Raw genomic sequence first — 26112 nt, forward strand, 5'->3', positions numbered from 1 at the left:
GGCACAACTTTAGACAGGTGCAGAGAACTTCTAGCCGGAGCAGTCCGAAGGCGGTACAACTTTAGACAGGTGCAGAGAACTTCTAGCCGGAGCAGTCCGAAGACGGCACAACTTTAGACAGGTGCAGAGAACTTCTAGCCGGAGCAGTCCGAAGACGGCACAACTTTAGACAGGTGCAGAGAATTTCCAGCCGGAGCAGTCCGAAGTCGGTATAACTTTAGACATCCACAGAGAACTACCGGCCAGTGCAGTCCAAACAAGAGGTGAATTCACCCTTCCAAAACCAAGTTCCAGCTATAACTGTCCAAAACATAACAAGCATTCAAGCTAGTCAAACGAATTTCCTGCAACTTATGGCCCGATCAAGCGCTCAACATTCCACCTTTTACCATTACTTACTTTCTTCGTAGTCCATTTTTATTAATTCCAATATTTTTTAATATACATGCCAAGAATGGGAATATTAATCGTGATATTAAAAAAATAATTCCTTGATATAATTCGGAAATCTTAGAGAAAGGACTTTTTGATGTGGAGCCAATTAAACCAATAAAACCAACAAAAATCCAATCAAGCAAGTCAGATCATACAAAGGAAAAGCTAACTTCTGTTGAATTGGGTAAGCTTTGGGTTACATACACTGGTAACACTATGGCAAAGTGTGTGCTGAGCTATTATTTGACACATGTAGATGACGAAGAAATTAAACAGATTTTACAAAATGCCCTCCAACTAACAGAAGAAATTATTAAGAGCACAAAAGGATTTATGGAGCAGGAAGGGTTCCCTTTGCCTATTGGCTTTACTCATGATGATGTAAACTTGGGGGCTCCAAGACTATTTGCTGATGAGTTTTATCTTCATTATTTACGATATACTAGCAAAGCAGGAATGAGCATCTATTCCATTGCCATACCAATATTAGTGAGAGCGGATATTCGCGAATTTTTTATCAAAACATTGAATTCCACAATTAAATTGATTGAACAGGTAAATGAAGTGATGATTGAAAAAGGTTTATTAGACAAGCCGCCTATCATACCGATTCCAGAAAAAGTCGAATTTGTAGAACAAAAAAGCTATTTTAAAGGTTTTTTCGGGGATGTCCGGCCGCTTCATGCTCTAGAAATTGCCCACTTATATGATAATATAGATAACAACATAACAAGTAAAACCTTGTTAATGGCATTTAGCCAGGTGGCAAAATCAGAAGCAGTGAAAAATTTCATGCTGAAAGGGAAAGATATAACAGGCAAACATATTGAGGCTTGTTCCAAGCAGCTAAATGAAAATAATTTGCCGTCACCATCATTACTGGGGGACCTAATCACGACCTCTACGTATGCGCCTTTTTCGGATAAATTACTAATGTGGCATAAAATTGATATGTTTTCGATGAAAATCAGGTCCTATGCCAATGCCATTTCATTAAATGGCAGGAGGGATATTGGCACCATGTATGCTCGTTTCCTGATGGATATTGCTGTATACGTACAGGAAGGAGCAAATATTATGGTTGATAATGGCTGGCTGGAAGAGCCGCCACATGCAATTGATCGTGCATCCAAAGATTAATCAGACTTTAAAACATGCGCTTCTCACCGAGATGGCAGGGCGCATGTTTTTTATTTTATATAAAATTCTCGTCATACCTTTTTGCTCCGTCAATTTCATCTCCGGGTTATAATATGAGCTCATTTAGCGGATGATAGCTATTGAAATGGTGCCACCTTTCCGGTTTTTTTATAAAAAAAGTTTCTAAAAAAGAGTAGTGTTCCGATTAAATTTTGCTATAATATAACTATTTTAAAAAACCTGGAGGTCCTTCCATGAAACTTTCTGAAAAGGAATTGGAAATTGTAGAGATTTTGGAAAAAGATAGCCGGATTCAAACTGAAGACCTGGCTAAAATGGTGAACTTAAGCACAGAAGAAACAGAAGTGGCGATCAAAAAACTCGAAGAACAAAAGATTATTGTTAAATATATATCTGTGATTGATTGGTCTAAGGTTGAAGATCACACTGGTGTAACAGCAATGATTGATGTGAAAGTTACTCCGCAAAGAGGAGTGGGATTTAATGAAATTGCTGAAAGAATCTATCGGTTTAAGGAAGTAGATTCGGTGTATTTAATGTCTGGTACGTATGATTTATCTGTCGTAATTGAGGGGAAATCCATGAATGAAATTGCAAATTTTGTTTCCCAGAAGCTATCAACACTTGATACCGTTATTTCTACTACAACTCATTTTATCTTGAAAAAATATAAGCATGACGGAACAATTTTTGAACAATCTGACGAAGACAAACGAATTGTGGTGTCACCTTAATGAAAACAAAAACAAGCTATTTATCAAAAAAAGCACAAGAATTAAAACCATCTGGGATTCGCCGGTTCTTTGATTTAGCCGCGGGCATGGAAGGGGTTATTTCTCTTGGTGTTGGTGAACCGGATTTTGTTACCCCATGGTCTGTAAGGGAAGCGGCTATCACATCCATTGAACAAGGGTATACATCCTACTCGGCAAATGCTGGTTTATTGGAGCTGCGCGAAGAAATTGCTGCATACATGAATAGACAATTTCACGTTGCTTATTCGCCTAAATCAGAAATCATTGTCACTGTTGGTGCCAGCCAAGCGATCGACATTGCCATGCGGGCAATCCTTGATCCGGGTGATGAAGTGATTGTGATTGAACCATGCTTTGTATCTTATGCTCCGATGGTGGATTTGGCAGGAGGGGTTCCTGTTACTGTTCAGACATTAAAGGAAAATGATTTTAAAATCCTTCCGTCACAGCTTGAGGAAGTGATTACACCTCGAACAAAGGCTATCATGCTTTGTTCACCAAATAACCCAACCGGATCTATGCTTAATAAAAAGGAATTAGAGGATTTGGCAGCAGTTGCAGAAAAATACGACTTACTTGTCATTGCTGATGAAATTTATGCAGAGCTTGTTTATGATGAAAAATATACCAGTTTAGCGGCTATAAAAGGAATGAGAGAAAGAACCATACTCATTTCTGGTTTTTCCAAGGGCTTTGCGATGACAGGCTGGAGGCTTGGTTTTGTCTGTGCACCTGAAGAATTGACGCAGGCGATGCTAAAAATTCATCAATATGCGATTATGTGTGCACCAACAATGGCTCAATTTGCAGCTATTGATGCCCTGCAAAATGGGCGCTCCGATGTGGAAGACATGGTTAAAAGCTATCGCAGACGCCGCAATTTTATCGTCCAGTCTTTTAATGAAATTGGACTTTCCTGTCATACACCGGGCGGAGCTTTTTATGCTTTTCCTTCTATTGAATCAACAGGGCTAACATCTGATCAGTTTGCTGAACGATTACTAAAAGAAGAAAGTGTTGCTGTAGTCCCTGGAAATGTTTTTGGTGAAAGCGGCGAGGGGCATATCCGCTGCTCATATGCCACATCTTTAGAGCAAATTCAAGAAGCCATCAAAAGAATCAAACGATTTATTGATAAATTAAACTAAGAAAAACGGGAAGGCAACTCTTTAGTGCCTTCCCGTTTCTATTTTCAATGCCTGAATTTTTCCTTTTGCTGAAAACTGATTGGAGATATAGGATCCAACTGACAAATTAATAATCATATTTATTATGGGGGCTATGGCCGCAAGCTCACTAATAAATTGAAAGGCTAAGATGGCGGCAAGTGCTGTATTGCATAGCCCGACTTGAAACAAAATAGCTCTTGCATCTTCTTTTGCTACTGAACATTTTTTAGCAATCACGTAGGCAGCGAACATTGGCAGGACGACCTGTATAAATGTGGCAAGGATAATCAGAGGTATGAAACTGATATGCTGAGAAATCGCCTCTGTGCCATTGCCGACAATGGTATGTATGATAAGCAGCAAGGAAAGGGAGGAGCCAAACCTTGTCATATCTTTAGAATGGGCTGCCATTTTCGGGAAAAATTGTTTAACCGCAAGTCCTGTACTCATCGGGATAACAACAATCAATAGAAATGATTTTAGCAGGTCTAAAAAAGAAATCGTTATACTGCTTCCTGACAGTCCAAGCATTGATAGGGGAGTAACAATTGGGCTGATGCCAACATCAATTAGTGATGAGGCAATGACTAGGGAAGTATTTCCTCCCGCCAGAAACGTATATAGGGTTGCTGCCGTTGCACTTGGTACCGTTCCTGATAAAATAATCCCCGCCGCAATCTCATGATTCGATTGAAAAAATACAAAAGCCAAGCCAATGGATACAAATACTGTAATCGTCCACTTTAACAAAGCAGCCAGGACGAGTTCTTTCCTTTTGGAGCGGATTCCTTTAATTTCATCAATATTCATCGAAAGCCCGGTGAAAAAAATAACTACTCCTAAAAGTAAACTCGGTACCCATGAAGCTGTTTTCCAATAAATCGGTGAAACATATGTCCCAGCACCAACTAAAATAATTAGCAAGGGAAGGTTCTTCGATAGAAAATTACTTATTTTTATCATTAATCAACAATTCCTTTTAGTTTTTACATACTTACGAGCTGGGGAGCGGAATGAGAACCTGAATAGGATTATTTTAAAGGATCTGCATTCTTTAATGATAAACCAAATTTGCTTAACTTTTTGCTTATCGTTGATTGACTTACGTGTAGGGCTTTAGACATTTCCACTGTTGACTTATATTTTTCCAAGGAATACTCAAGAATTTTTCTCTCAATTGCTTGAAGAGTTTCATAGTAATGTACGTCATCGGTAATATCAAAATGAAAGCCCGAGTCTGAGGCAGTATCTTTGTTAAATAAAATGTCCAGGACATCGTCTTTTTCAATGACTTCCCCATGGGACATGATTAAAACCCGTTCAATAATATTCTGCAGCTCTCTTACATTGCCTTCCCACTTGTACTTCATTAGGTCTCTTAACGCTTCTGCGCTAATTGATTTATTTGTTTTGTACTCCTGGTTGAATAGTTCTATAAAGTGTTTTGTGATGGCAGGAATATCTTCTTTTCTATCCCTTAATGGAGGAACTTCGATAGGAAAAACATTTAAGCGATAATATAGATCTTCTCTAAATTGCTTATCATCTATTAGCTTTTTGATGTTTTTGTTTGTTGATGCGATCACCCTTACATCGATTTTAATAGGTTTAACACTTCCAACACGTCTAATTTCTCTTTCTTGAAGAACACGAAGAAGTTTTACCTGCAAGGGCATGGACATTTCGGTTACTTCGTCCAGTAAGATGGTACCATTGTTCGCAGCAAAAAACAGCCCGTCCTTCCCATTCTTATTTCCCCCGGTAAATGTGCCTTTTTCATAACCAAAAAGTTCTGATTCTAACAGGCTTTCCGGAATGGCCCCGCAGTTTATTTTTACAAACGGCTGATCATTTCGATAGCTGAAATGATGAATCATTGAAGCGATAATTTCTTTACCGACACCAGACTCTCCCAAGATTAATACATTCGAATGATAACTTGCCACTTTTTTTATTTGATGAACAACCTGCTGCATTTTTTTACTTTCATAAACCAGCTTAGATTGAATTGGCGAGGATTTAAGCTCTTTCAGTTGTTGAATCTCTCGCTGATACCCTGCAGATATTTCCTTCATTTCATTTAATTCTTTTTGTAATTGATCAATTTCTGTAATATCCCTTGAGGCATTAACAATTCTTCTAACCTTTCCGCTTTTGTCAAATACAGGGGTCCCAACAACTAATAAAGTTCTGTTTTTATCGGTCTTTTGTATTGTTGAGATTTTTCTTTTTTGCTCCAAAACCATTCGTGTAACCGAAGGGGTAAAAACACCTTGCTCCTCAAGTTTAAAAACGTTGCTTCCGATAAATTCTTCTTTTTTTACTCCCCAAAATCTTTCACAGGAATCACTTACTCGCAACGCTGTTCCATTTTCATCTGCAACAAAGATGACATCATAGGAGGATTCGAAAATAATTCGCAGATCTGTTGCAAGGCTTTGTAATTCTTCATAATCATTGATTTCAGGGATTTCAAAGAATAAAAAGACTCCTAACAGTTTCCCAGATGATAGGACTGGATTTCCCCGAATACGTACCTTAATTCCATGAATACCCGTATCGATTACTTTGGAAATCGACTTTTCATCTAAAAAAATATCATCCACCAATTTTTTTATCGCAGGATCTTCTAAACTTATATCATTTAATGAATCTGTTAAAAACATATACTGAATATTTTTATCACAATCGTATAAAACATATGGAACCTGAAAAGCATTTAAGAAATCTTGCTGAATCATGTCCTGAAAAGAAGACAGGGATTTGGCCAATAATAACACCTCATATTATTTATTCCAAATGTAATATGTATTATGAATATTATGATAACCGTATAAAGCCTATTATTCAAGGGATATCATACATGGCAGATTACGTTTGGAATAACTTTAATAAAAATAAGATTTTTAAATCATAGGATTCAGCTGGTAATAAGCTATATTGACAGTTTTTTATAGTTGGCACATTAATTGCATTATGAAAAATGTAATAACTAATCAGAATGGAGAGAGAGGAAGCATGAAATCTACTGTAAAAGCGGCGCTTGTGCAGCATTCACCTTTTTCAATGTGGGATAAGGAAAAGAACGCCAGCTTTATTTCAGAAAAAATTTCTGAATTAGCAAGGAGGGGAAATGAGTTAATCGTCTTTCCTGAAATGAGTCTGACAAACTTTTATGAGCATATTCCAAATGGAAAAAAGACCTATTGGGATAATGGTGCCATCACATTTGATGATCCATATTTACAAAGAATAATAGAAACAGTGAAAGAACATCAGGTACATATCATTATTGGAATTGCCGAACGCTCAGATATTATTGGAAACATATATAATTCAGCCTTATTGATTGGACCAGAGGGAATTGTTGGGATTGCAAGAAAAGTTCATTTTCCTGGATTAGAAAAGCTATATTTTACACCAGGCAGCGACATTCCTGTCTTTGATACTCCCCTAGGGAGAATCGGGATATGTATTTGCTATGATTGCATGTTCCCTGAACATGTTAGAATGCTAGCCTCCAAAGGTGCTGAAATCATCGCATTTCCTTCCTCTATCTGGAAGGGCGGCAATAAAGGCGGAATAGGTGCACTGGGATCCAAGGAACAATTCTGGAGAGAACTCCCCGCCGTAAGAGCAGTGGAAAATCAATGTTTTATCATTGCATGCAATGGAGGAGGAACACATGATCTTGGACCAGAGCTGGGAACATGGGAAAGAATGGGGTTAAGTAAAATTGTTTCTCCCTCCGGAAAAATTTTAGCTCAGGCAGAAGGAAATCAGGAGGAGGTTCTTGAAGCTCTTTTAGAGAGAGAGGTTCTGGAAGATTCGAGGAGTGTTTATGCCTTTCTTTCGGATCGCAGGCCGAATATGTATAAAGAAATTGCAGATCCTTTGTCTTAATGTCTATTAAGTATTCACAATATTAAAAATTATCCATCTACTTATTTTTAATATTTAGAAATATATAAAAGGAGGACTATTATGTTTCGATTAGGTGTTGATGTGGGAGGTACATTTACAGATTTAATATTAACGAATGAATCAAAAGGGGAGTCTTGGGTACATAAGGTTCCTTCGACACCATCTGATCCTTCAGAAGGGGTTATTACTGGTTTATTGGAAATTTGCGAAATGGCAAAAATTACTCCAAAAGATATTGAACAATTTTTCCACGGCACGACTGTATCTACCAATATAGTTCTCGAGCATAACGGTGCCAATGTTGGGATGATTACTACAGAGGGATTTAGGGATATTTTGCACATTGCCCGACATAAGCGGCCATATAATTTTTCATTGTATCAAGACCTGCCTTGGCAAAGCCATCCCCTTGTAAAAAGAAGAAACCGATTAGTTGTTCCTGAAAGGATTTCGGCTGAAGGAGAAATACTTAAGCCATTAGATGAAGAAAAGGTAAGAGAGCAAGTTAGAACATTAAAGGAACAGCAGGTTGAAGCCATTGCTGTATGCTTCTTATTTTCTTTCAAAAACCCAGTTCATGAAAATCGCGTGAAAGAAATTATTCAGGAAGAATATCCGGAAGCCTATTTATCTATTAGTAATGAAATCCTGCCTCAATATCGGGAATATGAGCGTTTCAGCACAGTAGCATTAAACGCATTTATTGGGCCAAAAACCAGTTCATATATTAAGAGGTTAGAAAAAAATCTTAAAGAAGAAGGTCTGGAAACAAGTCTCCATCTTATGCAATCAAACGGCGGGATTGCAACTTCAGAAGTAGCAGCTGAGAAACCAATTGGGCTTCTTTTATCAGGGCCTGTCGGCGGGTTGATTGGCGGTATTTCAGCCGCAAGAAACGCTGGATTTGAAAATGTTATTACACTGGATATTGGCGGCACATCAGCAGATATTGGTGTTGCTCCACAAGGGAAAATGAGAATGCGACATTTGCTCGATACACGCATAGGGCAATACAATGCCATGGTTCCTATGGTCGATATTGATACGATTGGTGCTGGCGGCGGGTCGATTGCCTATGTTGATGAAGGAGGAATTTTCCGTGTTGGCCCTAAGAGTGCTGGAGCTGATCCTGGTCCGGCATGCTATGGAAAAGGCGGAGATTTGCCAACATCAACAGATGCAAATGTCTTGCTTGGCAGAATCAATGCTGATGGAGAGCTTGCGGGGAACCTAAAAATTAATCCAGAGTTATCCAGAAAAGCTTATGAAACACATATTGGTTCCAAGTTAAACATGACTCCTTTAGAAGCTGCAGCTGGAGCTTTAAAAATCATGACACACAATATGGTCAATGCGATTGAAATGAACAGTGTCAGAAAAGGATATGATCCGCGTGAATTTACCCTTGTTGCAGCTGGCGGTGCAGGTCCATTATTTGCGTGTGACATTGCTGAAGAATTAAATATTCCGCATGTGGTGGTACCGCCATACCCAGGAATTACGGCTGCCATGGGATTATTATCAACAGATATTGCGTATGAAAAGGTATTTACCGTTTGGGCAAGTCTTTCTTATCCAGACATTCAGCATATCTCATCAGCGATCAGCCAGTTAGAAAAAGAGTCTATGGATTCATTGCTTGCGGATGGATTATCTAAAGAACAAATTAAGCTAAAACGTGTGTTTGATTGCCGGTATGCCGGCCAAGGGTACGAGCTGCGCGTCGATGCACCAGAAGGTGAAATTACGCAGGAATGGATTGATGAGGTCATTCAGCGCTTCCACAAAGTACATGAACAGGAATATGCAAGCCAGTTCCCTGACCAGGAAGTTCAAGTTATTAATGTCCGTGTGATTGGCATTGGATTAGTGACTGCCGATAAAAAGACAGAAGCCAAGATTAATCAAAAGACCGATTTTGACCTGTCAAAATGCGCGAAGCATTCCGTTTATTTCTGGATTAATGATCAATTAAGCCAATTTGAAACACCTTTTATTAACCGTGAGGACATTCCAACTTACACAGAATTAGTTGGCCCTGCGATTATCCAGCAAAAGGATTCGACAACAGTGATCCCTCCATATCGCAAAGCGACTTTTGATCATTACGGAAATATCGTCATCAATATGAAAGAAATATTTGCTGAAAAAGCAGAAAGATACATTGCATCAACAAAAGAGTAAGGGAGGAGAAAATACTATGACAGAGAAGAAAACCTATGAAAATATTGATCCTGTTACGCTAGGTGTTATAGCCGGTTCCTTTAATTCAATTGCAAAGGAAATGGCTCTTGTCCTATACCGAATGGCTTACTCAAGTATCATCCGCGAATCTGAGGATCTTGGGGCTGGGTTATTTGATGTAAATGGAAATGAACTTTGCGAAAGTGATTCCACACCGATGCATATCGGTTCACTGCCTGGCTACATTGCCGGTGTGAAGCATTTCTTAGGCGACGACATTCATGATGGCGATATCATTTTGCACAATAACCCATATTATGGGGCATCACATACACCTGACTTGGCTATTATTATTCCAATCTTCCATGAGGGTGAATTAGTAGCCTATGCTGCGAACACTGGGCATGTTCTGGATGTAGGCGGAATGTCTCCTGGATTAATGGTAGACGTTGTGGATGTTTACGCTGAGGGCAAACATTACAATGCTGTTAAGCTTTATAGCAAAGGCATTAAGAATGATGAGATTTGGCGGCATGTCCTCGAAAATGTCCGTACGCCTAAAGAAAACAAAGGCGATATCGAAGCATTGATTGCTTCTGCAAAATTAGGCAGAAAACGATATCTTGAATTAATCGAACGATACGGGCTAGAAACTGTAAGAGCAGCGGAACAGCGCTGGATGGACTACTCAGAAGAAATGCTGAGAAAAGAAATTGAAAAAATTCCTGATGGAGTCTATAAGGCACCAACAGGCTGGCTTGATGATGATGGCCGAAATTATGGCAAGCGTCTTCGAATTGAAACGAGTGTCAAAATTGAGGGAAGCGATTTAACCGTTGATTTGACTGGAAGCTCGCCGCAGGTGGAAACTGCTTATAATGTGCCATATTCCGGTTCCACACTTCCAGCTACCTATACAATCGTTCGCGCCATCTTGCTTGATGAAGCGAATTCAGAAGTATTTATCCCGCAAAACAGCGGAATTTTTAAGCCGATTAAAGTTATTGCTCCGTATGGAAGTATTTGGAATCCAAAGCCGCCAGCTGCAAACACAGCACGTATTAATCAGGTTCAGAGATTAGCAGACCAAATTAACCTGGCTTTATCAGAAGTGCTCCCAGAAAAGACAACCGCCGGAAACTCTGCGCATGTTCATTTCAACTCTTACGCTGGGGTTAAATCGGATTCTGGTGAGTACTGGGTATATGTTGAAGTCAATGAAGGCTCATATGGCGGACGTAATGGGAAAGATGGTCTTGATAGCGTCGATAATCTTATTGCCAATACAAGAAATAATCCAATTGAAGAATTGGAAATGCGTCTTCCTATGAGATGCAATCGGTATGAATTGCGTGAAGAAGGTGCAGTTGCGGGTAAATGGCGCGGCGGAATTGGTATTGTAAGAACATGGGAGTTTTTAGAAGGTGGTCTTTTCACAGGTGAAGGTGACCGCCATACTGATCCGCCTAAAGGAGTAAATGGTGGACTTGATGGACTAACCGGCTCATTAACATTAAATCCTGGTACGGAAAATGAGAAGAGCCTGCCGGCAAAGCTGACGAATTTTAAATTCAATAAGGGGGATCAATTAGAAATTAAAACCCCTTGTGCGGCAGGATATGGCGATCCGTTAGACCGGGATGTCAATAAAGTCTTAGAAGATGTCCTAGATGGTTATATTGCAATTGAACAGGCTAGAAAGGATTATGGTGTTGTTATTACGGAAGACCTGAAGGTTGATGTAGAGGAAACAGCAAGAGTTAGAAAAAGTATGGAAAAAGTGAATCAATAAGCAAAAAAAAACGCCAGGCAATACAGAAATTTGATTCTGTGCCTGGCGTTTTTTTTATTTGGAAAGCGAATGTCCATCAACCATGGTAATCTTTTTTCCGAAAGTAATTTTTCTTGGAAGAAGGTAAGATGCAACAGCGGCAATTAAAGCCAGCAGAGCTGCAGAACCAAAAGCGATGGTGTGAGTACCGAAGGTCTCATAGCCCCATCCGCCTAAAAAGGAACCAATAGCCCCGCCAATCTGGTGGCCAAAATAGGCCCATCCGTTCAGAAAGCCGAGCAAGCGGATTCCGTATAGATCACCTAGAATTGCCGATGTTAAAGAAACGGAACCCGCCCAGACTAATCCTCCCGCCGCAGCTACAAAAAAGAGCTGTGCAGGTGTTGCCACGAAAGTTAGGCCAAGTATCCCGAGCCCTCTAACCAAATAGATCCAAAATAGGATGTTTTTTCGTGGAAAGCGATCGGCAAGGGTCCCTAAAAAAAGCGTACTAAAAATGGCAACAATCCCAATTAGCCCAAAACCAAACGATGCTGTCATCGGTCCAAATCCATGGTCCATTAACATCGGGACTGAGTGGGAACCCATCAGATTCATTCCATAGCCGCAAGCAAACATACCAAAAGCCAGCTGCCAGAACCCCTTTGTCTTTACAGCTTCTTTCCATGTTAGTCCGTCTGGGATTTCGGACTGAATATTTCTGTTTCGCGGATTTTTTCCATCAGCACCTTCTGGAACGTCTTCACGCATGACAAAAATGGCTGAAGGAAGGACAATGCAGATGAATACGACAGCAAAAATAATGAGTGTCATTTTCCAGCCGACCCATTCCAGCAGCATCGACTCAACTGGCACCATAACAGCAATACCAGCCATACCCCCGGTCGAAAGATAAAAAAGAGCTCTGCCGCGTGCTTCCACAAACCATTTGCTTATAATTGGCGTCAGGGTAATGCTGCTTAAAAATGCAAGACCAAGGGATAGAAAAACACCAAAAGAAAGCAGAAAGGAAATAAATCCTGTTGAAAAAATCGCCCAGACCATTGACCCGCAAACAACAGCCAAACCATTCAGAAGAACAAATCTAGTCGTGTGCGTCTTTAAAAAATGGCCGGCAATCGGCATGCCTAAACCATAAAGAATCATGCCAACTGCAATAATAATGGAAAATTCTGTCCTTGTCAGAGATAAGTCCTCCATAATCGGTTTGACGAAAGGACCAATTCCCATCCGCAAACCCATCGAAAGCAGAACAATCACAGATGCTGAAGCAACGATATACCAGCCGTAATAAATCGAACTGTTTCTTTTTGACATAGCTAGTCCTCCAAACCCCATCCAATCTTTTTGCTTATCTTATTACAAAATTCTGATAATTAAACTGTACCACGTTAAAGTCAATCTGTATATATATGTCAAAGACATTTTCCTTGAGTAAAAAGGATTTAATCTATGAAAACGTTTGCTTGTGATAGAATTATTTTTTCGGATATTGACGTGGGAAAAAAGATAGTACTATAATTATTTTATAAGCCAATAAAAATGATTTATATGAATGAAGGGGCCTTAGCTCAGCTGGGAGAGCGCCTGCTTTGCACGCAGGAGGTCAGCGGTTCGATCCCGCTAGGCTCCATTCCACTTGGAGGAATACCCAAGTCCGGCTGAAGGGATCGGTCTCGAAAACCGACAGGCGAGTCAAACCGCGCGGGGGTTCAAATCCCTCTTCCTCCGCCAGAATTGAATATGCGGGTGTAGTTTAGTGGTAAAATAACAGCTTCCCAAGCTGTGGTCGTGGGTTCGATTCCCATCACCCGCTCTAAATCGAGAAGAACTAATCCTTAATAAAAGGGTTAGTTTTTTTATTGCCATAAATTTAGGGACACGAAAATTATTTTTAATAATATTATGACAAAATAAACAAAAGGGTTTATAATGGTGTTTATTCTTTTGCAGAGAAAATAGAAAAATAGGAATTTATATCACTATGAAGGACAAATTTCGTTAAAAAACCAAGTCAAATGTCTATCATCGGGGTAATGAAGGACAAATCCCATTAAAAACCAAGTCAAATGTCTTTCATCAGGGTTATGAAGAACAAACCCCGTTAAAAAACCAGATCAGATGTCTTTCATCAATGTTATGAAGGACAAATCTCGTTCAAAATTCAGCAAAATGATCTAATTCAAATACATCCCAGATCACCAGAACATAATTAAACACAAAATCTTCTTTTACACAAAAACATCGAGGTGAAACCCAATTGCTTGTGACTGTTAACAGGTACCTAGAACGGCTCATGCCGGTAATTACACCAACGAGTGTAGTTATTGGCGTTTTGCTTGCTGGTACAATGGATAATTATGCTTTTTTAATACCGTGGATTTTTGCATTTATGACTTTTTCAGGAAGCTTGAACTCCAATTTTTCTTCCTTAAAAAATACGCTGCAGCACCCATTTCCAATGTTCTTAATCTTTTTCGTCCTGCACATCCTTATGCCTCTTTGGGCATGGGGGATCGGCAACATGACTTTTAACGGGGACTCCCTTACTATAATTGGTATTATCCTAGCTATGTCAATTCCAACAGGGATCTCCAGCTTTATTTGGGTATCTATTTACCGGGGGAATATTCCATTAACCCTCTCCATAATACTGATAGATGCCTTTCTCGCACCATTTATTGTACCGTTAACGCTATCGATCTTAGTGGGTGCAAGTGTGGAAATGGACTCCCTTACTATTATGAAGGGGCTAATCGGCATGATTGTCGTCCCAACCCTCATTGGCATGATATTGAATCATACAACAAAGGGGAAGGTTGCTAAGGTATTAAGCCCAAAGCTTGCGCCCTTTACAAAGCTTGGTATGGCAACAATCGTAATGATCAACGGAGCAGTCGTTGCGCCTTATTTGAAAAATATTGATAAAAAATTAGTGATGATCACCATTATTGTTTTTTGCATTGCCTTCACAGGCTATTTATTTGCTTTTATCATCGGAAAAATGTGCCGTGTAGATAAGGAAACAGTCATTACTATTACTTTTACAGGCGGAATGAGAAATATCAGTACCGGTGCGGTTTTAGCCGTTTCGTATTTTCCGCCGCCAGTCGCAGTCCCAGTTGTTATTGGCATGCTCTTTCAGCAAGTGCTCGCTTCGCTGTACGGAGCGGTGCTAGACCGATATTATCATAGACAGGTATACAACAGCAGGGAACAGGCAATGTAATTAAGCAAGATTTTTGAAACATCTGTTGACAAAAGAGTTTTTTAGTTGTATTGTATATTTAATAATTTAATATTTAAAAATTTTTCTTATCCAGAGAGGTGGAGGGACTGGCCCTTTGAAGCCTCGGCAGCGGACTTAATTTAAGTACTGTGCCAATTCCAGTAGCTTTTAAGCTAAGAGATAAGAGGAGCCGGAAATCAATGATATGTTGTGTATCCAACCCCTCTTCTTATTTTTAGAAGAGGGGTTTTTGCTTTTTATTTATATAATGGGAGGAAATTAAGATGACAAAAACATTAGTTAAAGCACCATTTAGAGCAGATCATGTAGGAAGTTTATTGCGGCCTGAAAGAATACATAAGGCCAGAAAGGCTTTCCAGGAAGGCAGCTTAACAGCACAAGAACTGCATGATATTGAAACAGAAGAAATTAAAAAAGCCGTTGATAAGCAAATTGAAGTTGGATTGAAGGCAGTTACCGACGGAGAATTTCGCCGCCGATTTTGGCATACAGACTTCTTAGAGCATTTAAATGGAGTAGAGGGCTATGTTCCAGATCAAGGGTACGTATTTGTAGGAGAAGAAACAGAAAGATACAATATCCGTGTGACTGGAAAAGTCTCATTTAACCCAAATCATCCGCATGTAAAGGACTTTATCCTGTTCAAAGAGATTGTTGGGGATCGAGCAATTGCCAAACAAACCATCCCAAGTCCTAACCAGCTGTTTAATGCCGGAATTCGCAACCTTGAAATTTATCCAGATATTGAAGAATATGCAAATGATGTTATTCAGGCATATCGCGATGCCATCAAGGCGTTTTATGATGCAGGCTGCCGTTACTTGCAGCTCGATGATGTGTACATCGCCGGCCTTAATGCACCAGAAATTCCATTCAATGATAGCGGTTATTCACGAGAGGAATTAATTGATTTAGCTTTGCGTGTGGCAAATGGTGTATTAGAAGATAAACCAGAAGACCTGGTTGTCACCACACACCTCTGCCGTGGAAACTACCGCTCGAAATGGGCATTTGAAGGCAGCTATGCAAAAATCGCCCCAACATTATTTGCAAAAGAAAAAGTAAACGGATTTTTCCTGGAATATGATGATGACCGTTCTGGAGATTTCAAACCATTAGAATATATCCAAAATGGAGGACCTCAGGTAGTACTAGGTGTATTTACATCAAAACACGGGAAATTAGAAGATAAAGAAAATATAAAAGCCCGTGTAGAAGAGGCAACAAAATATGTACCATTAGAGCAATTATGCATCAGTCCGCAGTGCGGTTTTGCTTCTACACATCATGGAAATATTTTAACGGAAGAAGAACAATGGGCTAAGCTGAAATATATTGTTGATATTTCTAAAGAGATTTGGGGATAAGACGCAAAGCGAACAGTTATCTAAACTGTTCGCTTTTTATAATTTTATGAAAAGTCGGTCTTTTAATCTTTTTCCAATCGTAGTATGATATCCTTATTCTTTTAGTTGGGAGATGTTTACAGGTGTACTACGGATGGATCGTAGTTGGGCTGACATTTGTGGCTGTACTCATAGCTGCAGGGATACGCTCAATTACAGGCGTTTTAATGATTCCGCTTGAACAAGAGTTTGAATGGAGCAGATCGGCTATTTCATTGGCATTTGCTATAAATCTCACGCTCTATGGAATTTCCGGGCCTTTTATTGCTGCGGGATTCCAGCGCATCGGTATTCGGAAAATGATGTCCTTTGCCATGTTAATCTTGGTTGCGGGAATGGGAGCCAGCTTGTTTATGACAAAAGTCTGGCATCTTCAGTTCATTTGGGGAATTATCATTGGAACTGGATGCGGGGTCTTTTTAACCGTACTTTCAGCAACCGTGGCTAATAACTGGTTTGAAAAGAGAAAAGGTATCGTCCTGGGATTTCTCATGGCTGCAACAGCTGCGGGGCAAATGATTTTCCTGCCGCTGCTTTCAAATGTAACCGAGCAATATTCATGGCGCGCAGGTATTTACATCTTTATGGTTCTAGGCCTACTAATGGTTCCAGCTATTATTATTTGGATGAGGAATAAGCCTGCTGATAAGGGACTTCTTCCATATGGGGTTACAGAAATTGTTCCAGAGGAAAATAAGGGATCTAAGAAAAACCCGATTGCAGATGCATTTAGCGTACTAGGCATTGCGGTTCGAAAGGGACCATTCTGGCTCTTATCTTTAAGCTTTTTTATTTGCGGACTATCGACTGCGGGATTAATGGCTACCCATTTCATCCCAGCCTGCGGGGCTTATGGCATACCTGAAGTAACAGCCGCCAGCTTGTTTGCTTTTATGGGCATTTTTAATATCGTTGGCACAATGGCGTCCGGCTGGCTTTCCGACCGTTTTGATAATCGGTGGCTATTATTCTGGTATTATGGCCTTCGCGGGTTGTCTTTGATGTTCCTTCCTTATGCGCTGAGCACAGTGTCATATCCAATGCTGATTGCTTTTGCCGTCTTCTATGGACTAGATTGGATCGCCACTGTACCGCCAACGGTGAAGCTTACAACTGAGTATTTTGGTAGAGATAAAGGGCCGATTGTCTACGGCTGGGTGTTCGCGTTCCATCAATTAGGTTCAGGTGCCGCTGCTTTTATGGGCGGATATCTGTACGAAATCCTTAATGGCTATACCATCACTTTTATGTCTGCAGGTATTCTTTGCATTGTTGCTACCATTTTTGTCCTAAGTGTAAAAAAACAGCAGCAGCCAGTGCAGCCAGCTGTCAGCGCATAACTTTTCAACCTCCGTTTTTTAACGGGGGTTTTTTAGATTAAATTTGGCCGTTGATTTCCTCTCCAGGCGCTTCGCTTTCCGGGGGGCGTTTTGCGATCCTCCTCACAGCTTGCGCTCCTGCGGGTCTCGCTTCAACGCTGATCCCCCAGGAGTCTACGCGCCTGCAGCGAAGATCAACTAAGCCGCTAAAATCAATATTAAGCTTTAACACAGCCTAGATTAAAGAAAAATCCTTGCTGTAAAAATACCCGAAACGATTTTTCCCAAAATCTACACGATAAGTGTAAATCCCCGCCAGACTTGCTCTTTTTTCACAAATGATTCCTGTCTTATTCTCAAATTCTCTTAAATAATAAAAGTCCTCAGGATTTGTATTTTTAATAGATTCATTATTCATTTTCTTTATTATGACCGATTGCCCGATAGTTATATTTTCGAGAGAGGTACCCTGATTCGTATCTAATAAATTGTCCATTCCATTCATCTCTTTTCCTCTTAACCATACAAAAGGGGGGGTGATTTGTCAACAAAGTTGACGATTGTTTGATAGTATCATATAATTATTGTAAACAAGGTTAACAATTTAAAGATTGGGGATATGGAAATGGAAATGTTTCATATCGGAGATATCATTGTATATTCTGTACATGGCTTAAGTCGAATTGATGATATTTGTGAAAAGACATATTTTGACGAAACGAAATTGTACTATGTGCTGCATCCGCTTGATAACACGACACTAACAATCAGCACCCCGGTAGACAACGAAAAGGTTTTAATGCTAAAGATGATGAATCGTGAACAGTCAAAGGAAATTTTACAATCATTTAAACAGCCTGGCACAGACTGGATTGAAGAACCTCGGCAAAGAGTTCGCAAATACAAGGAAACCGTACATACTGGTGATCGGAAAGAGATTGCCAAAATTGTAAATACGATGCTGAGGAAAAGTGTGGAGCTGAAGCAGAAAGAAAAGAAGCTGTATGACCAGGATCAGAAAATCTTGGACTCTATTAAAAAAATATTGTTTAAAGAACTGGCTATGTCGTTGGATACTGACGCTCAGGAGATTGCCGAGCAAGTTAATCGAATGATTGTAAGGTATCATTGAGGAGTTAATTAGACAACTAAGGAAAGTTTGAGGTTTTAAATGTCTGAAGTTCCGAAGTCTTCTGACAGAATTGCAAGATTTTGAGCAGGAACTGTGTGAAGTAAGGTGAGGTTCGGACAGGGTCAGTAGATTTTAAACCACAGATGTCTGAAGTAAGGCGAGGATTGGACAAAATTCATAGAATTCGAGCTAGAGCTGTCTAAAGTAGGCTAACCTTCGGACAGCTTTATTAGATTTGAAACTGAATCAGTCCAAACCAAGGTAATCTTCGGACAAGATTTCCAAATTTCGAGCCCCAGCTGTCTAAAGCAAGCTAACCTTCAGACAGCTTTATTAGAATTGAAACTGAATCAGTCCAAAACAAGTCAATCCTCGGACAAGATCCACAGAATTCGTGCCAAAGCTGTCTGAAGTAGGCTAACCTTCGGACAGCTTTATTAAATTCGGTAACTGAGTGGTCTAAACAAATGACTATTTCACCGTTAAACCCCAATCAGATTTTAATATATCCTTAAGAAGCGCAATTTGTTCTTCACCAATTTTCTCTCCGATTTGCTTTTCGAGAGTGGCTTTCAGTGTCTCGTTTTTTTCATAACATTCTTCACCAAGAGAGGAAAGCCGAATGCACTTTTCTTTATTATTGTTCTCCACGTTCATCACTTCGACTAAGCCTTTGGTTTCAAGCTTTTTAATAAATTTATGTACAGCCTGCCGAGATATATCTACATTTTTTGAAACATAGGCAATCGTTGGCTGCTTTTTATATATTCTTGCCATGATAAACCATTCTGAATTCGAAATATAAATGTCACTGCTGTTATTCCATAACTTTTCTGTTATCCCGCGAAGCAAATGATGACGTTCACTTAATAAATCGATTAGATCTAAGTGCTCAAATTCAGGCTTCATTTCCTTCACTCCAATCAGTATGTCGGCACTACTATACAAAAATATTACTTATATGTCAACTAAGTTGACGGATTACAAGATATTAAAAAATAGTCAACTTAGTTGACATTTTTCGTTTCACCGAATAAAATGACTAAGTCAACCAAGTTGACAATACTGATAAATGAGAAAGGAGTATCTACGAAACATAAAGATAGTCAATTTAAATAGAGGGAGTTAATTATGGATACACAATTTAAAGTGAGAAATCCTAAATCAATGGCATTTATCTTAATGTTAGGTGCTTTCATAGGATTATTTGGTGAAACAGCATTGAACATGGCATTAACAAATGTAATGGATGAATTTTCAGTAAAACCGGCCCTTGCACAGTGGCTGACAACAGGATATTTATTAGTCTTGGCCATATTAGTGCCGATTTCGGCTCTTTTAATGAAATGGTTTACTACAAGACAGTTAGTTATTGGCGGACTCCTTGTTTCGATGATAGGAGCGATTTTAGCCGCTTTGTCTATTGACTTTACGATGTTACTAATTGGCCGTATCGTGCAAGCCATCGGAACGGGGATCCTCATACCGGTCATGACGAGTGTACTTTTAATTATTTTTCCTGTTCATAAACGTGGAGTTGTTATGGGAGTGATGGGGCTTGTTATTACATTAGGTCCGGCTTTAGGACCAACACTATCTGGGGTTATTATAAGTACGTTGGGCTGGCCTTATATCTTCTGGATCAGCGCTGTATTATATATGTTTTTAACAATTTTTGCTGCAGCTAAAATAATGAATGTTTCAGAAATTACTAAGCCTAGAATTGATATTTTGTCAGTTACTCTATCAACAATCGGTTTTGGCGGATTAATTTATGCTTTGGCAACGATGGCAGAAGCATCTGTTTCGTCTCCTAAAGTATGGGTCCCTTTATTTGCAGGGATTATCGCACTTGTGTTATTTGGTACTCGTCAAATGAGTATGGCACAGCCAATGGTTAATTTACGTGTTTTTAAGTATCCGATGTTCACATTAGGAACAGCCATGATGTTCCTTGGGATTTTAATCATTTTATCAACTGGAATTTTATTGCCGATGTATTTAAAGGGAGCTTTGTTACTTAGTGCAGCGGTGGCGGGTTTATTGCTGCTTCCGGGTAATGCTATCAATGTTATAATGTCACCAATTGTTGGGACTCTATTTGATAAGTTTGGACCGCGTATGTTCGTCATCATTGGTTCAGCCATTATCTTGATTGCGAATGTCATGTTTATGAACATAGTTTCGGCAGCTACACCTGCTTGGCAAATCATAGTGGCATTTATGATTCTATTTTTTGGTTTAACAATGGTCATGATGCCATCCCAAACTAATGCGCTTAATCAATTGCCGCGTGCCTTATATGCAGACGGATCAGCTGCGATGAATACATTGAATCAAGTGGCTGGTGCAGCAGGTACAGCCACTGCGATTACTTTATTTACAGCAGGTCAAAGCGGATATGCTGTTAATTTTCCTGATGCTTCCAAACAAGAAGTGTTAGCTGCTGGAATAAAATATACCTTCTATTTCCTTTCTGGAATTTCCGCAGTTACATTAATCTGTTCTTTATTCGTCAAAAAATCAAGTGCTGTAAAGAAAAAAACTAAAGCAATGTTGAAATCTGCTAAGTCTGTTAGCCGATAGCACAAAGTTTTAACTATGTATTTTCCAGAAAAAAACCTGTCTCCATAAAGAGACAGGTTAGCTTTTCTTTACTTTTTCCTTATTTAAAATAACAAGATACAAAATCATCGCAAAAAGAACTGAGACTCCGGCGACAATATAGATGAAGCTGTATCCAAATAAGAAAGCAATTTGCCCAAATGCCATTGCACCAATGCCAACGCCTAAGTCAAAGAACGAGAAGAATGTCGCATTGGCCATTCCCCGGCGATTTGGGGGAGATTCTTTAACAGACCATGCCTGCAGAGCCGGCTGAACAGTACCAAATCCTAAACCGTAAAAAACCGCTGCAATATAAAGGATGAGGCTATTTGGCAGCCAGGCAAGCAAGAACATGGTAATTAAAATTAACAAAGTTCCTGGCAGGAAGACCGCTTTATGTCCCTTTAAGTCGTACAGCTTGCCGGCAAAAGTTCGAGTTATCATTAATGCAATAGCATATAGGAGAAAATACCACTGTATGCCTTCGATGCCTTTTTCCAATGAATAAATCGGCAGGAACGCAGCGATGCCGCCAAAAGTAACTGTTATGAAAAACAAGAGCAGGGAAGGGGGCAATGCACTCTTTTCGTAAAAATCCCATTTTTTTAGCGGTACGGCTTGGGGCTGCACCTCTTTATAACGAATTCTCGAAGCCAATAATAAAGCCATAAGTCCTAAGATTGCACATATAGTAAATAATTGAGAAAAAGATATGATTCCTGTCAGCGCCAATCCCAAAGAAGGTCCAAATGCCAAAGCAAGGTTACCGGATAACCCATAATAGCCCATCCCTTCACCGCGCCGTTTTGCCGGGATGAGATCAGTAGCAATCGTACCAGAGGCGGTAGTTGAAAATCCCCAGCCAAGTCCCTGGATAATTCTCATGGCAAAAAGGAAGATGAGTCCAGCTGCAAAACCAAAGGATCCAACAGAAAGGACAAATATTCCCAGCCCTGTTAAAAAGACAAACCTTCTGCCTTTAGATTCTAACGCATGCCCTGCATAGGGGCGGATGGCAAGCGCAGAAAAGGTGAAAATCCCCACAACCAAGCCAATCAGCTGATCGTTTCCTCCTAATTCCTCAACAAACAGCGGGATTGTCGGCAAGGTCATTTGAAATCCCAGAAAAACAAAAAAATTGGCCGTGCAAATTAATATAAAATCACGGGTCCAAATTTTTTCCGAGCTCACCTTAGGAGCTTCTTTAACTAATTGGTCACTCATTTTATTCCTCCTATACGGCAACTCCATAAGTATTCCGTTCATTTCAAATAATAAAATTCCAAAATTATTTAGAGTCACTAAGTAATCAAGATTATACATGAAATTGGAATGAATTTCTATGGTTTAGATGGTGTGTTTAGTTTAAACATTGAGGGCAGAAAATAATTTTGTTGAAATCAATCGAATTTTTGAAATTTATGTTGAATTAATAAAATTTTGTCCTTATACTAAAACCTAACTAATAATCATTAGGTGATAATATGACGACAAAAACAAAGATCAAAGATGCAGCATTAAAAATTTTTTCAACAAGCAGCTATGAAGAAACAACTTTATCGAAAATTGCCAATGAAGTAGGTATTAAAACACCCTCCATCTATGCCTTTTACAAAAATAAGGAAGACTTGTTTTTGACTGTTTTGCACATGGTGTTTACTGATCATTATGAGCATATTAAGCAGCTGGTTGATTCGCTGGCAAATGAATCAGCAGAGCGAAAGCTATTTATGATTTTGCAGGAAATGTATAACTACCATCTAAATGAAGAAGAAAAAACCAATTTTTATCGCAGATTTATGCAATTCCCGCCGCATGGTCTTGAGGAAATAGTGCAGGATGAATTTTTAAAATCGGATGAGTACCTATCCAATGTATTAAACGACATATTCCTTACAGCTATTAAAAACGGGGAAGTTCGAGAAATGGAAATCGAAACTTTGACTGCCAGCTTTCTGTGTCTGATGGATGGCTTGTTTACACAGTTATTTTATTATCCAAGGGATAAGGAGCAGCTGGATTGGCGTTTGCGAATCAATTGGGAAATTTATTGGAGTGGGGTTGCAAACAAATTTACGGGGGTTAAATCATGAGATTCTTAGGCATCGAAGAAATTGAGAATATCGCCATCGGCGCGGCAGTTTTAGGCACCGGAGGCGGCGGGGATCCATACATAGGAAAAATGATGGCTATTGAAGCAGTAAAAAAATACGGCAAGGTACAAATGATTTCCGTGGATGAATTGAGTGAAGATGACCTGGTCATCCCAGTTTCATCCATTGGAGCTCCTACTGTGGGGGTCGAAAAGATACCTTCTGAAGAGGTTCTCACTGCAGCATTAGAAATGCTCGAAAAGGTCCTGGGCAAAAAAGCATCAGCCATTATGCCAATTGAAGTAGGCGGAAGCAACTCGCTGATTCCAGTGGCAGCAGCTGCAAAAAAAGGAATCCCTGTGCTTGATGCAGATGCGATGGGGAGGGCATTCCCTGAAGCGCAGATGGTAACCTTCCATTTGGACGGGCATTCTCCTGGTGCAGTGACAATGGCAGATGAAAAAGGAAATAATTTGCTTATGTACCCGATAAACGGTGAGTGGTCAGAACGTCTTGCCCGCGCTGTTACGATTCAAATGGGCGGTCAGGCGAAAATGTGTGATTACGCGCTTGAAGGAAAGTATGTAAAGGAAAGCGCGATTCCTAGCACGCTGACACTTGCCGAAGATATTGGAAAGATTATCCGCACATCCAAAGCAAAAGGCTTAAACCCAGTGAGCGAAATGCTGACTAAGCTGGAAGGCTTCGAATTATTCCAAGGAAAAGCTGTTGATATCAGACGCCGAATTCAGGATGGTTTTACTAAAGGTGAGGCTGTTATGGAAGGAATAAATGATTACAAGGATAAGAAACTAAAGCTTTTTTTCCAAAATGAACATTTACTTGCTGTAGATGAGGCAACTAATAACCCATTGGCCATCACACCAGATTTAATTGCGGTATTAGATTTGGAGACAGGCAATCCAATCACAACAGAAGGTCTAAAATACGGCGCAAGAGCTGTGGTCGTTTCATTCCCATGCCACAAAAAATGGCGTACAGCCAAGGGAATTGAAACTGCAGGTCCGCAGTATTTCGGCTACCAATACGAATACGAGCCGGTTGAAGAGTTAGTCAGCAAGAGAAAGGACGGTCAGAAATGAAATATCGCATCGGTATAGATGTCGGAGGTACTCACACGGATTCTGTTCTTCTCGACGGAAATCTGCAGTGTGTCTGCCAAGTCAAAGTAGCAACCTCTAAAGATATTAGTTCAGGAATTTATCAATCTGTCAAAGAGCTCCTTGAAAAGAGCCAGGTGGACCCGCAAAAAATCGCTCATGCGATGTTAGGCACCACCCATTGTACAAACGCGATTGTTGAACGCAAAAAGCTGATGGAAGTTGCTGTCATCAGACTTGGGGCGCCTGCAACAACAGCGATTCCTCCGCTTGCGGGATGGCCTGATGATTTAGTCGGAATGATTGGGAGGAACACATATATTATCTCTGGCGGCTATGAATATGATGGCCGAAAAATTGCTGCTGTAGATGAAATAGAAGTTCGTGAGGTTTGTCAAAAAATAAAGGGAAAAGTCCATTCAGTTGCGATTGTCGGTGTCTTTTCACCTGTTAATCAGGAGCAGGAGAAACAAGTGGCTGAGATTGTCAGAGAAGAGCTTGGAGAAGATATCTTTCTCTCCTTGTCCAATGAAATAGGCAGTGTTGGCCTGCTGGAAAGGGAAAATGCCACCATTCTCAATGCAGCATTAAAAGAAACTGTTAAGGAAGTAGCCAATGGCTTTCAGCAGACGCTAGAAAGAGAAGGCATTCAGGCAAAGATTTATTTTGGGCAAAATGATGGAACATTAATGACAAGTGAATATGCACTTGATTACCCAATCCTGACGATTGCCAGTGGACCGACCAATTCGATCAGAGGTGCTGCTCATTTGACAGGATTAGAAAATGCGCTCGTCGTTGATATTGGCGGAACAACCACTGATATAGGCGTTCTCGTTAATGGTTTCCCAAGACAATCCTCTCTTGCTGTAGAGATCGGCGGCATCCGAACAAATTTCAGAATGCCAGATTTATTGTCAATCGGCCTAGGGGGAGGAACCGTTGTTCATCAAAAAAAGGGCAAGTTGTCCATTGGCCCTGACAGTGTCGGCTACAGACTAAAAGAAAAAGGTATGATCTTTGGCGGGGACACCTTAACGACAACTGACGTTGCAGTTAAACTAGGAAAATATCATTTTGAAAATGCCCTGACAGATAAAGTAGATGCCTCAATTGCCGAGCAAGCGAATCAATTAATGACAGAAATGCTTGAAGAGGCAATTGACCGAATGAAGACAAGCCGTGACGATGTACAGGTTATCCTTGTTGGCGGAGGGAGTATTCTTGTACCTTCGAAATTAAAAGGGGTTTCAAAGGTACATCTGCCGGAAAATTATGCAGCAGCCAACGCCATTGGTGCAGCATTAGGGGAAGTTAGCGGAGAAACCGATAAGATTTATGCATTAGACAGCAAAACATATGAAGAGGTCATTCAAGATGCAAAAGATCATGCGATTAATGCGGCGATTACTGCTGGAGCATCTCCTGAAACGGTAAAAATTGTCCATCTTGAGGATATCCCTTTAGCTTATCTGCCTGGTAACTCTATCCACGTTAAAGTAAAAGCAGCTGGCCTGTTAAAAGATTAACTGGATAATTATAAATGCGGGAATATTCAGAGTCCTTGTTGTACTAAGCAGGGGCTCTTTAAGAGTTAGAAGCCTCTTCACAAAAATCTCGGACCTCAAATGATTCAGAATAAAGGTTTATGAAAAATTAACTTACTTTTCAGCAAGTTCTGATCGGAAAGTATTGACACCGGTAAACAGGGTGTTAAAATATTCAATATATTTAAGATTATTAAGTATATTGAATATTTATCGA

Annotated in this window: 20 protein-coding genes, 3 tRNA genes and 1 riboswitch; of the genes, 17 read left to right on the top strand and 6 right to left on the bottom strand. The window is 39.9% G+C overall.

Features of this window, described 5'->3' with window-relative positions; all coding sequences use genetic code 11:
- Window positions 1-531 precede the first annotated feature (531 nt).
- The 3 genes from AC1Q59_RS00235 (at window position 532) to AC1Q59_RS00245 (ending at window position 3499) form a co-directional block, all read left to right on the top strand.
- Window positions 532-1575: a DUF3231 family protein gene (locus tag AC1Q59_RS00235; RefSeq protein ID WP_492363755.1), complete on the top strand. Its 1044-nt coding sequence runs from the start codon at window positions 532-534 to the stop codon at window positions 1573-1575.
- A gap of 254 nt (window positions 1576-1829) precedes the next feature.
- The gene (locus AC1Q59_RS00240; RefSeq protein WP_492363756.1) at window positions 1830-2330 is read left to right on the top strand and encodes an Lrp/AsnC family transcriptional regulator; all 501 of its coding nucleotides are present in this window, start codon (window positions 1830-1832) and stop codon (window positions 2328-2330) included.
- Window positions 2330-3499 (top strand): aminotransferase, encoded by a 1170-nt coding sequence (locus AC1Q59_RS00245; protein ID WP_492363757.1) that lies wholly within the window; start codon window positions 2330-2332, stop codon window positions 3497-3499. Before AC1Q59_RS00240 ends, AC1Q59_RS00245 begins: the two co-directional genes overlap by 1 nt.
- A gap of 21 nt (window positions 3500-3520) precedes the next feature.
- On the opposite strand, the gene AC1Q59_RS00250 is transcribed toward AC1Q59_RS00245, so the two are convergent.
- Entirely contained in the window at window positions 3521-4483 is a 963-nt protein-coding gene (locus AC1Q59_RS00250) for a bile acid:sodium symporter family protein (protein ID WP_492363758.1), read from the bottom strand.
- A gap of 68 nt (window positions 4484-4551) precedes the next feature.
- Window positions 4552-6291, bottom strand: a complete 1740-nt coding sequence (locus AC1Q59_RS00255; RefSeq protein WP_492363759.1) for a sigma-54 interaction domain-containing protein — start codon at window positions 6289-6291, stop codon at window positions 4552-4554.
- A gap of 247 nt (window positions 6292-6538) precedes the next feature.
- Here AC1Q59_RS00255 and AC1Q59_RS00260 point away from each other — a divergent pair, with 247 nt between their 5' ends.
- The 3 genes from AC1Q59_RS00260 to AC1Q59_RS00270 all read left to right on the top strand — a co-directional run bounded on the left by AC1Q59_RS00260 (window position 6539) and on the right by AC1Q59_RS00270 (window position 11420).
- The gene (locus AC1Q59_RS00260) at window positions 6539-7423 is read left to right on the top strand and encodes a carbon-nitrogen hydrolase family protein (protein WP_492363760.1); all 885 of its coding nucleotides are present in this window, start codon (window positions 6539-6541) and stop codon (window positions 7421-7423) included.
- 81 nt (window positions 7424-7504) lie between these two features.
- The gene (locus AC1Q59_RS00265) at window positions 7505-9628 is read left to right on the top strand and encodes a hydantoinase/oxoprolinase family protein (RefSeq protein ID WP_492363761.1); all 2124 of its coding nucleotides are present in this window, start codon (window positions 7505-7507) and stop codon (window positions 9626-9628) included.
- Between the two features lie 16 nt (window positions 9629-9644).
- Window positions 9645-11420 (top strand): hydantoinase B/oxoprolinase family protein, encoded by a 1776-nt coding sequence (locus tag AC1Q59_RS00270; protein ID WP_492363762.1) that lies wholly within the window; start codon window positions 9645-9647, stop codon window positions 11418-11420.
- Window positions 11421-11474: 54 nt separating this feature from the next.
- On the opposite strand, the gene AC1Q59_RS00275 is transcribed toward AC1Q59_RS00270, so the two are convergent.
- Window positions 11475-12737: an MFS transporter gene (locus AC1Q59_RS00275; RefSeq protein WP_492363763.1), complete on the bottom strand. Its 1263-nt coding sequence runs from the start codon at window positions 12735-12737 to the stop codon at window positions 11475-11477.
- Between the two features lie 243 nt (window positions 12738-12980).
- On the opposite strand from AC1Q59_RS00275, the gene AC1Q59_RS00280 reads away from it, so the two are divergent.
- The 6 genes from AC1Q59_RS00280 to AC1Q59_RS00305 all read left to right on the top strand — a co-directional run bounded on the left by AC1Q59_RS00280 (window position 12981) and on the right by AC1Q59_RS00305 (window position 17416).
- Window positions 12981-13053 (top strand) — tRNA-Ala (locus AC1Q59_RS00280).
- A gap of 8 nt (window positions 13054-13061) precedes the next feature.
- A tRNA-Ser gene (locus AC1Q59_RS00285) sits at window positions 13062-13154 on the top strand.
- An 11-nt stretch (window positions 13155-13165) separates the two neighbouring features.
- Window positions 13166-13236: transfer RNA gene (locus tag AC1Q59_RS00290), tRNA-Gly, on the top strand.
- A gap of 444 nt (window positions 13237-13680) precedes the next feature.
- Window positions 13681-14649 carry a bile acid:sodium symporter family protein gene (locus tag AC1Q59_RS00295; RefSeq protein WP_492363764.1) on the top strand — a complete coding sequence of 323 codons (969 nt, stop codon included), beginning with the start codon at window positions 13681-13683 and terminating at the stop codon, window positions 14647-14649.
- An 83-nt stretch (window positions 14650-14732) separates the two neighbouring features.
- A riboswitch (SAM riboswitch) is annotated at window positions 14733-14836 on the top strand.
- Between the two features lie 97 nt (window positions 14837-14933).
- Window positions 14934-16037: a 5-methyltetrahydropteroyltriglutamate--homocysteine S-methyltransferase gene (locus AC1Q59_RS00300; protein ID WP_492363765.1), complete on the top strand. Its 1104-nt coding sequence runs from the start codon at window positions 14934-14936 to the stop codon at window positions 16035-16037.
- Window positions 16038-16159: 122 nt separating this feature from the next.
- The gene (locus tag AC1Q59_RS00305; RefSeq protein WP_492363766.1) at window positions 16160-17416 is read left to right on the top strand and encodes an MFS transporter; all 1257 of its coding nucleotides are present in this window, start codon (window positions 16160-16162) and stop codon (window positions 17414-17416) included.
- Between the two features lie 214 nt (window positions 17417-17630).
- Here AC1Q59_RS00305 and AC1Q59_RS00310 read toward each other — a convergent pair whose 3' ends face one another.
- Window positions 17631-17900: a hypothetical protein gene (locus AC1Q59_RS00310; RefSeq protein WP_492363767.1), complete on the bottom strand. Its 270-nt coding sequence runs from the start codon at window positions 17898-17900 to the stop codon at window positions 17631-17633.
- A gap of 120 nt (window positions 17901-18020) precedes the next feature.
- On the opposite strand from AC1Q59_RS00310, the gene AC1Q59_RS00315 reads away from it, so the two are divergent.
- Window positions 18021-18527, top strand: coding sequence for a CarD family transcriptional regulator (locus AC1Q59_RS00315; protein WP_492363768.1), 507 nt, complete (start codon window positions 18021-18023; stop codon window positions 18525-18527).
- 471 nt (window positions 18528-18998) lie between these two features.
- On the opposite strand, the gene AC1Q59_RS00320 is transcribed toward AC1Q59_RS00315, so the two are convergent.
- Window positions 18999-19436 carry a MarR family winged helix-turn-helix transcriptional regulator gene (locus tag AC1Q59_RS00320; RefSeq protein WP_492363769.1) on the bottom strand — a complete coding sequence of 146 codons (438 nt, stop codon included), beginning with the start codon at window positions 19434-19436 and terminating at the stop codon, window positions 18999-19001.
- A 222-nt stretch (window positions 19437-19658) separates the two neighbouring features.
- Here AC1Q59_RS00320 and AC1Q59_RS00325 point away from each other — a divergent pair, with 222 nt between their 5' ends.
- Window positions 19659-21113 carry a DHA2 family efflux MFS transporter permease subunit gene (locus AC1Q59_RS00325; RefSeq protein WP_492363770.1) on the top strand — a complete coding sequence of 485 codons (1455 nt, stop codon included), beginning with the start codon at window positions 19659-19661 and terminating at the stop codon, window positions 21111-21113.
- Window positions 21114-21170: 57 nt separating this feature from the next.
- Here AC1Q59_RS00325 and AC1Q59_RS00330 read toward each other — a convergent pair whose 3' ends face one another.
- A complete protein-coding gene (locus AC1Q59_RS00330; RefSeq protein ID WP_492363771.1) occupies window positions 21171-22358 on the bottom strand; it encodes an MFS transporter in 1188 nt (395 codons plus the stop codon).
- 260 nt (window positions 22359-22618) lie between these two features.
- On the opposite strand from AC1Q59_RS00330, the gene AC1Q59_RS00335 reads away from it, so the two are divergent.
- Genes AC1Q59_RS00335 through AC1Q59_RS00345 form a run of 3 tightly spaced genes read left to right on the top strand, consistent with a single transcriptional unit; the run spans window position 22619 to window position 25877 of the window.
- Window positions 22619-23227: a TetR/AcrR family transcriptional regulator gene (locus tag AC1Q59_RS00335; RefSeq protein WP_492363772.1), complete on the top strand. Its 609-nt coding sequence runs from the start codon at window positions 22619-22621 to the stop codon at window positions 23225-23227.
- The gene (locus tag AC1Q59_RS00340; protein WP_492363773.1) at window positions 23224-24330 is read left to right on the top strand and encodes an S-methyl thiohydantoin desulfurase family protein; all 1107 of its coding nucleotides are present in this window, start codon (window positions 23224-23226) and stop codon (window positions 24328-24330) included. Before AC1Q59_RS00335 ends, AC1Q59_RS00340 begins: the two co-directional genes overlap by 4 nt.
- Window positions 24327-25877, top strand: coding sequence for a hydantoinase/oxoprolinase N-terminal domain-containing protein (locus AC1Q59_RS00345; protein WP_492363774.1), 1551 nt, complete (start codon window positions 24327-24329; stop codon window positions 25875-25877). Before AC1Q59_RS00340 ends, AC1Q59_RS00345 begins: the two co-directional genes overlap by 4 nt.
- The last annotated feature ends 235 nt before the right edge of the window (window positions 25878-26112 follow it).

The organism is Cytobacillus sp. MT66, assembly GCF_058792595.1.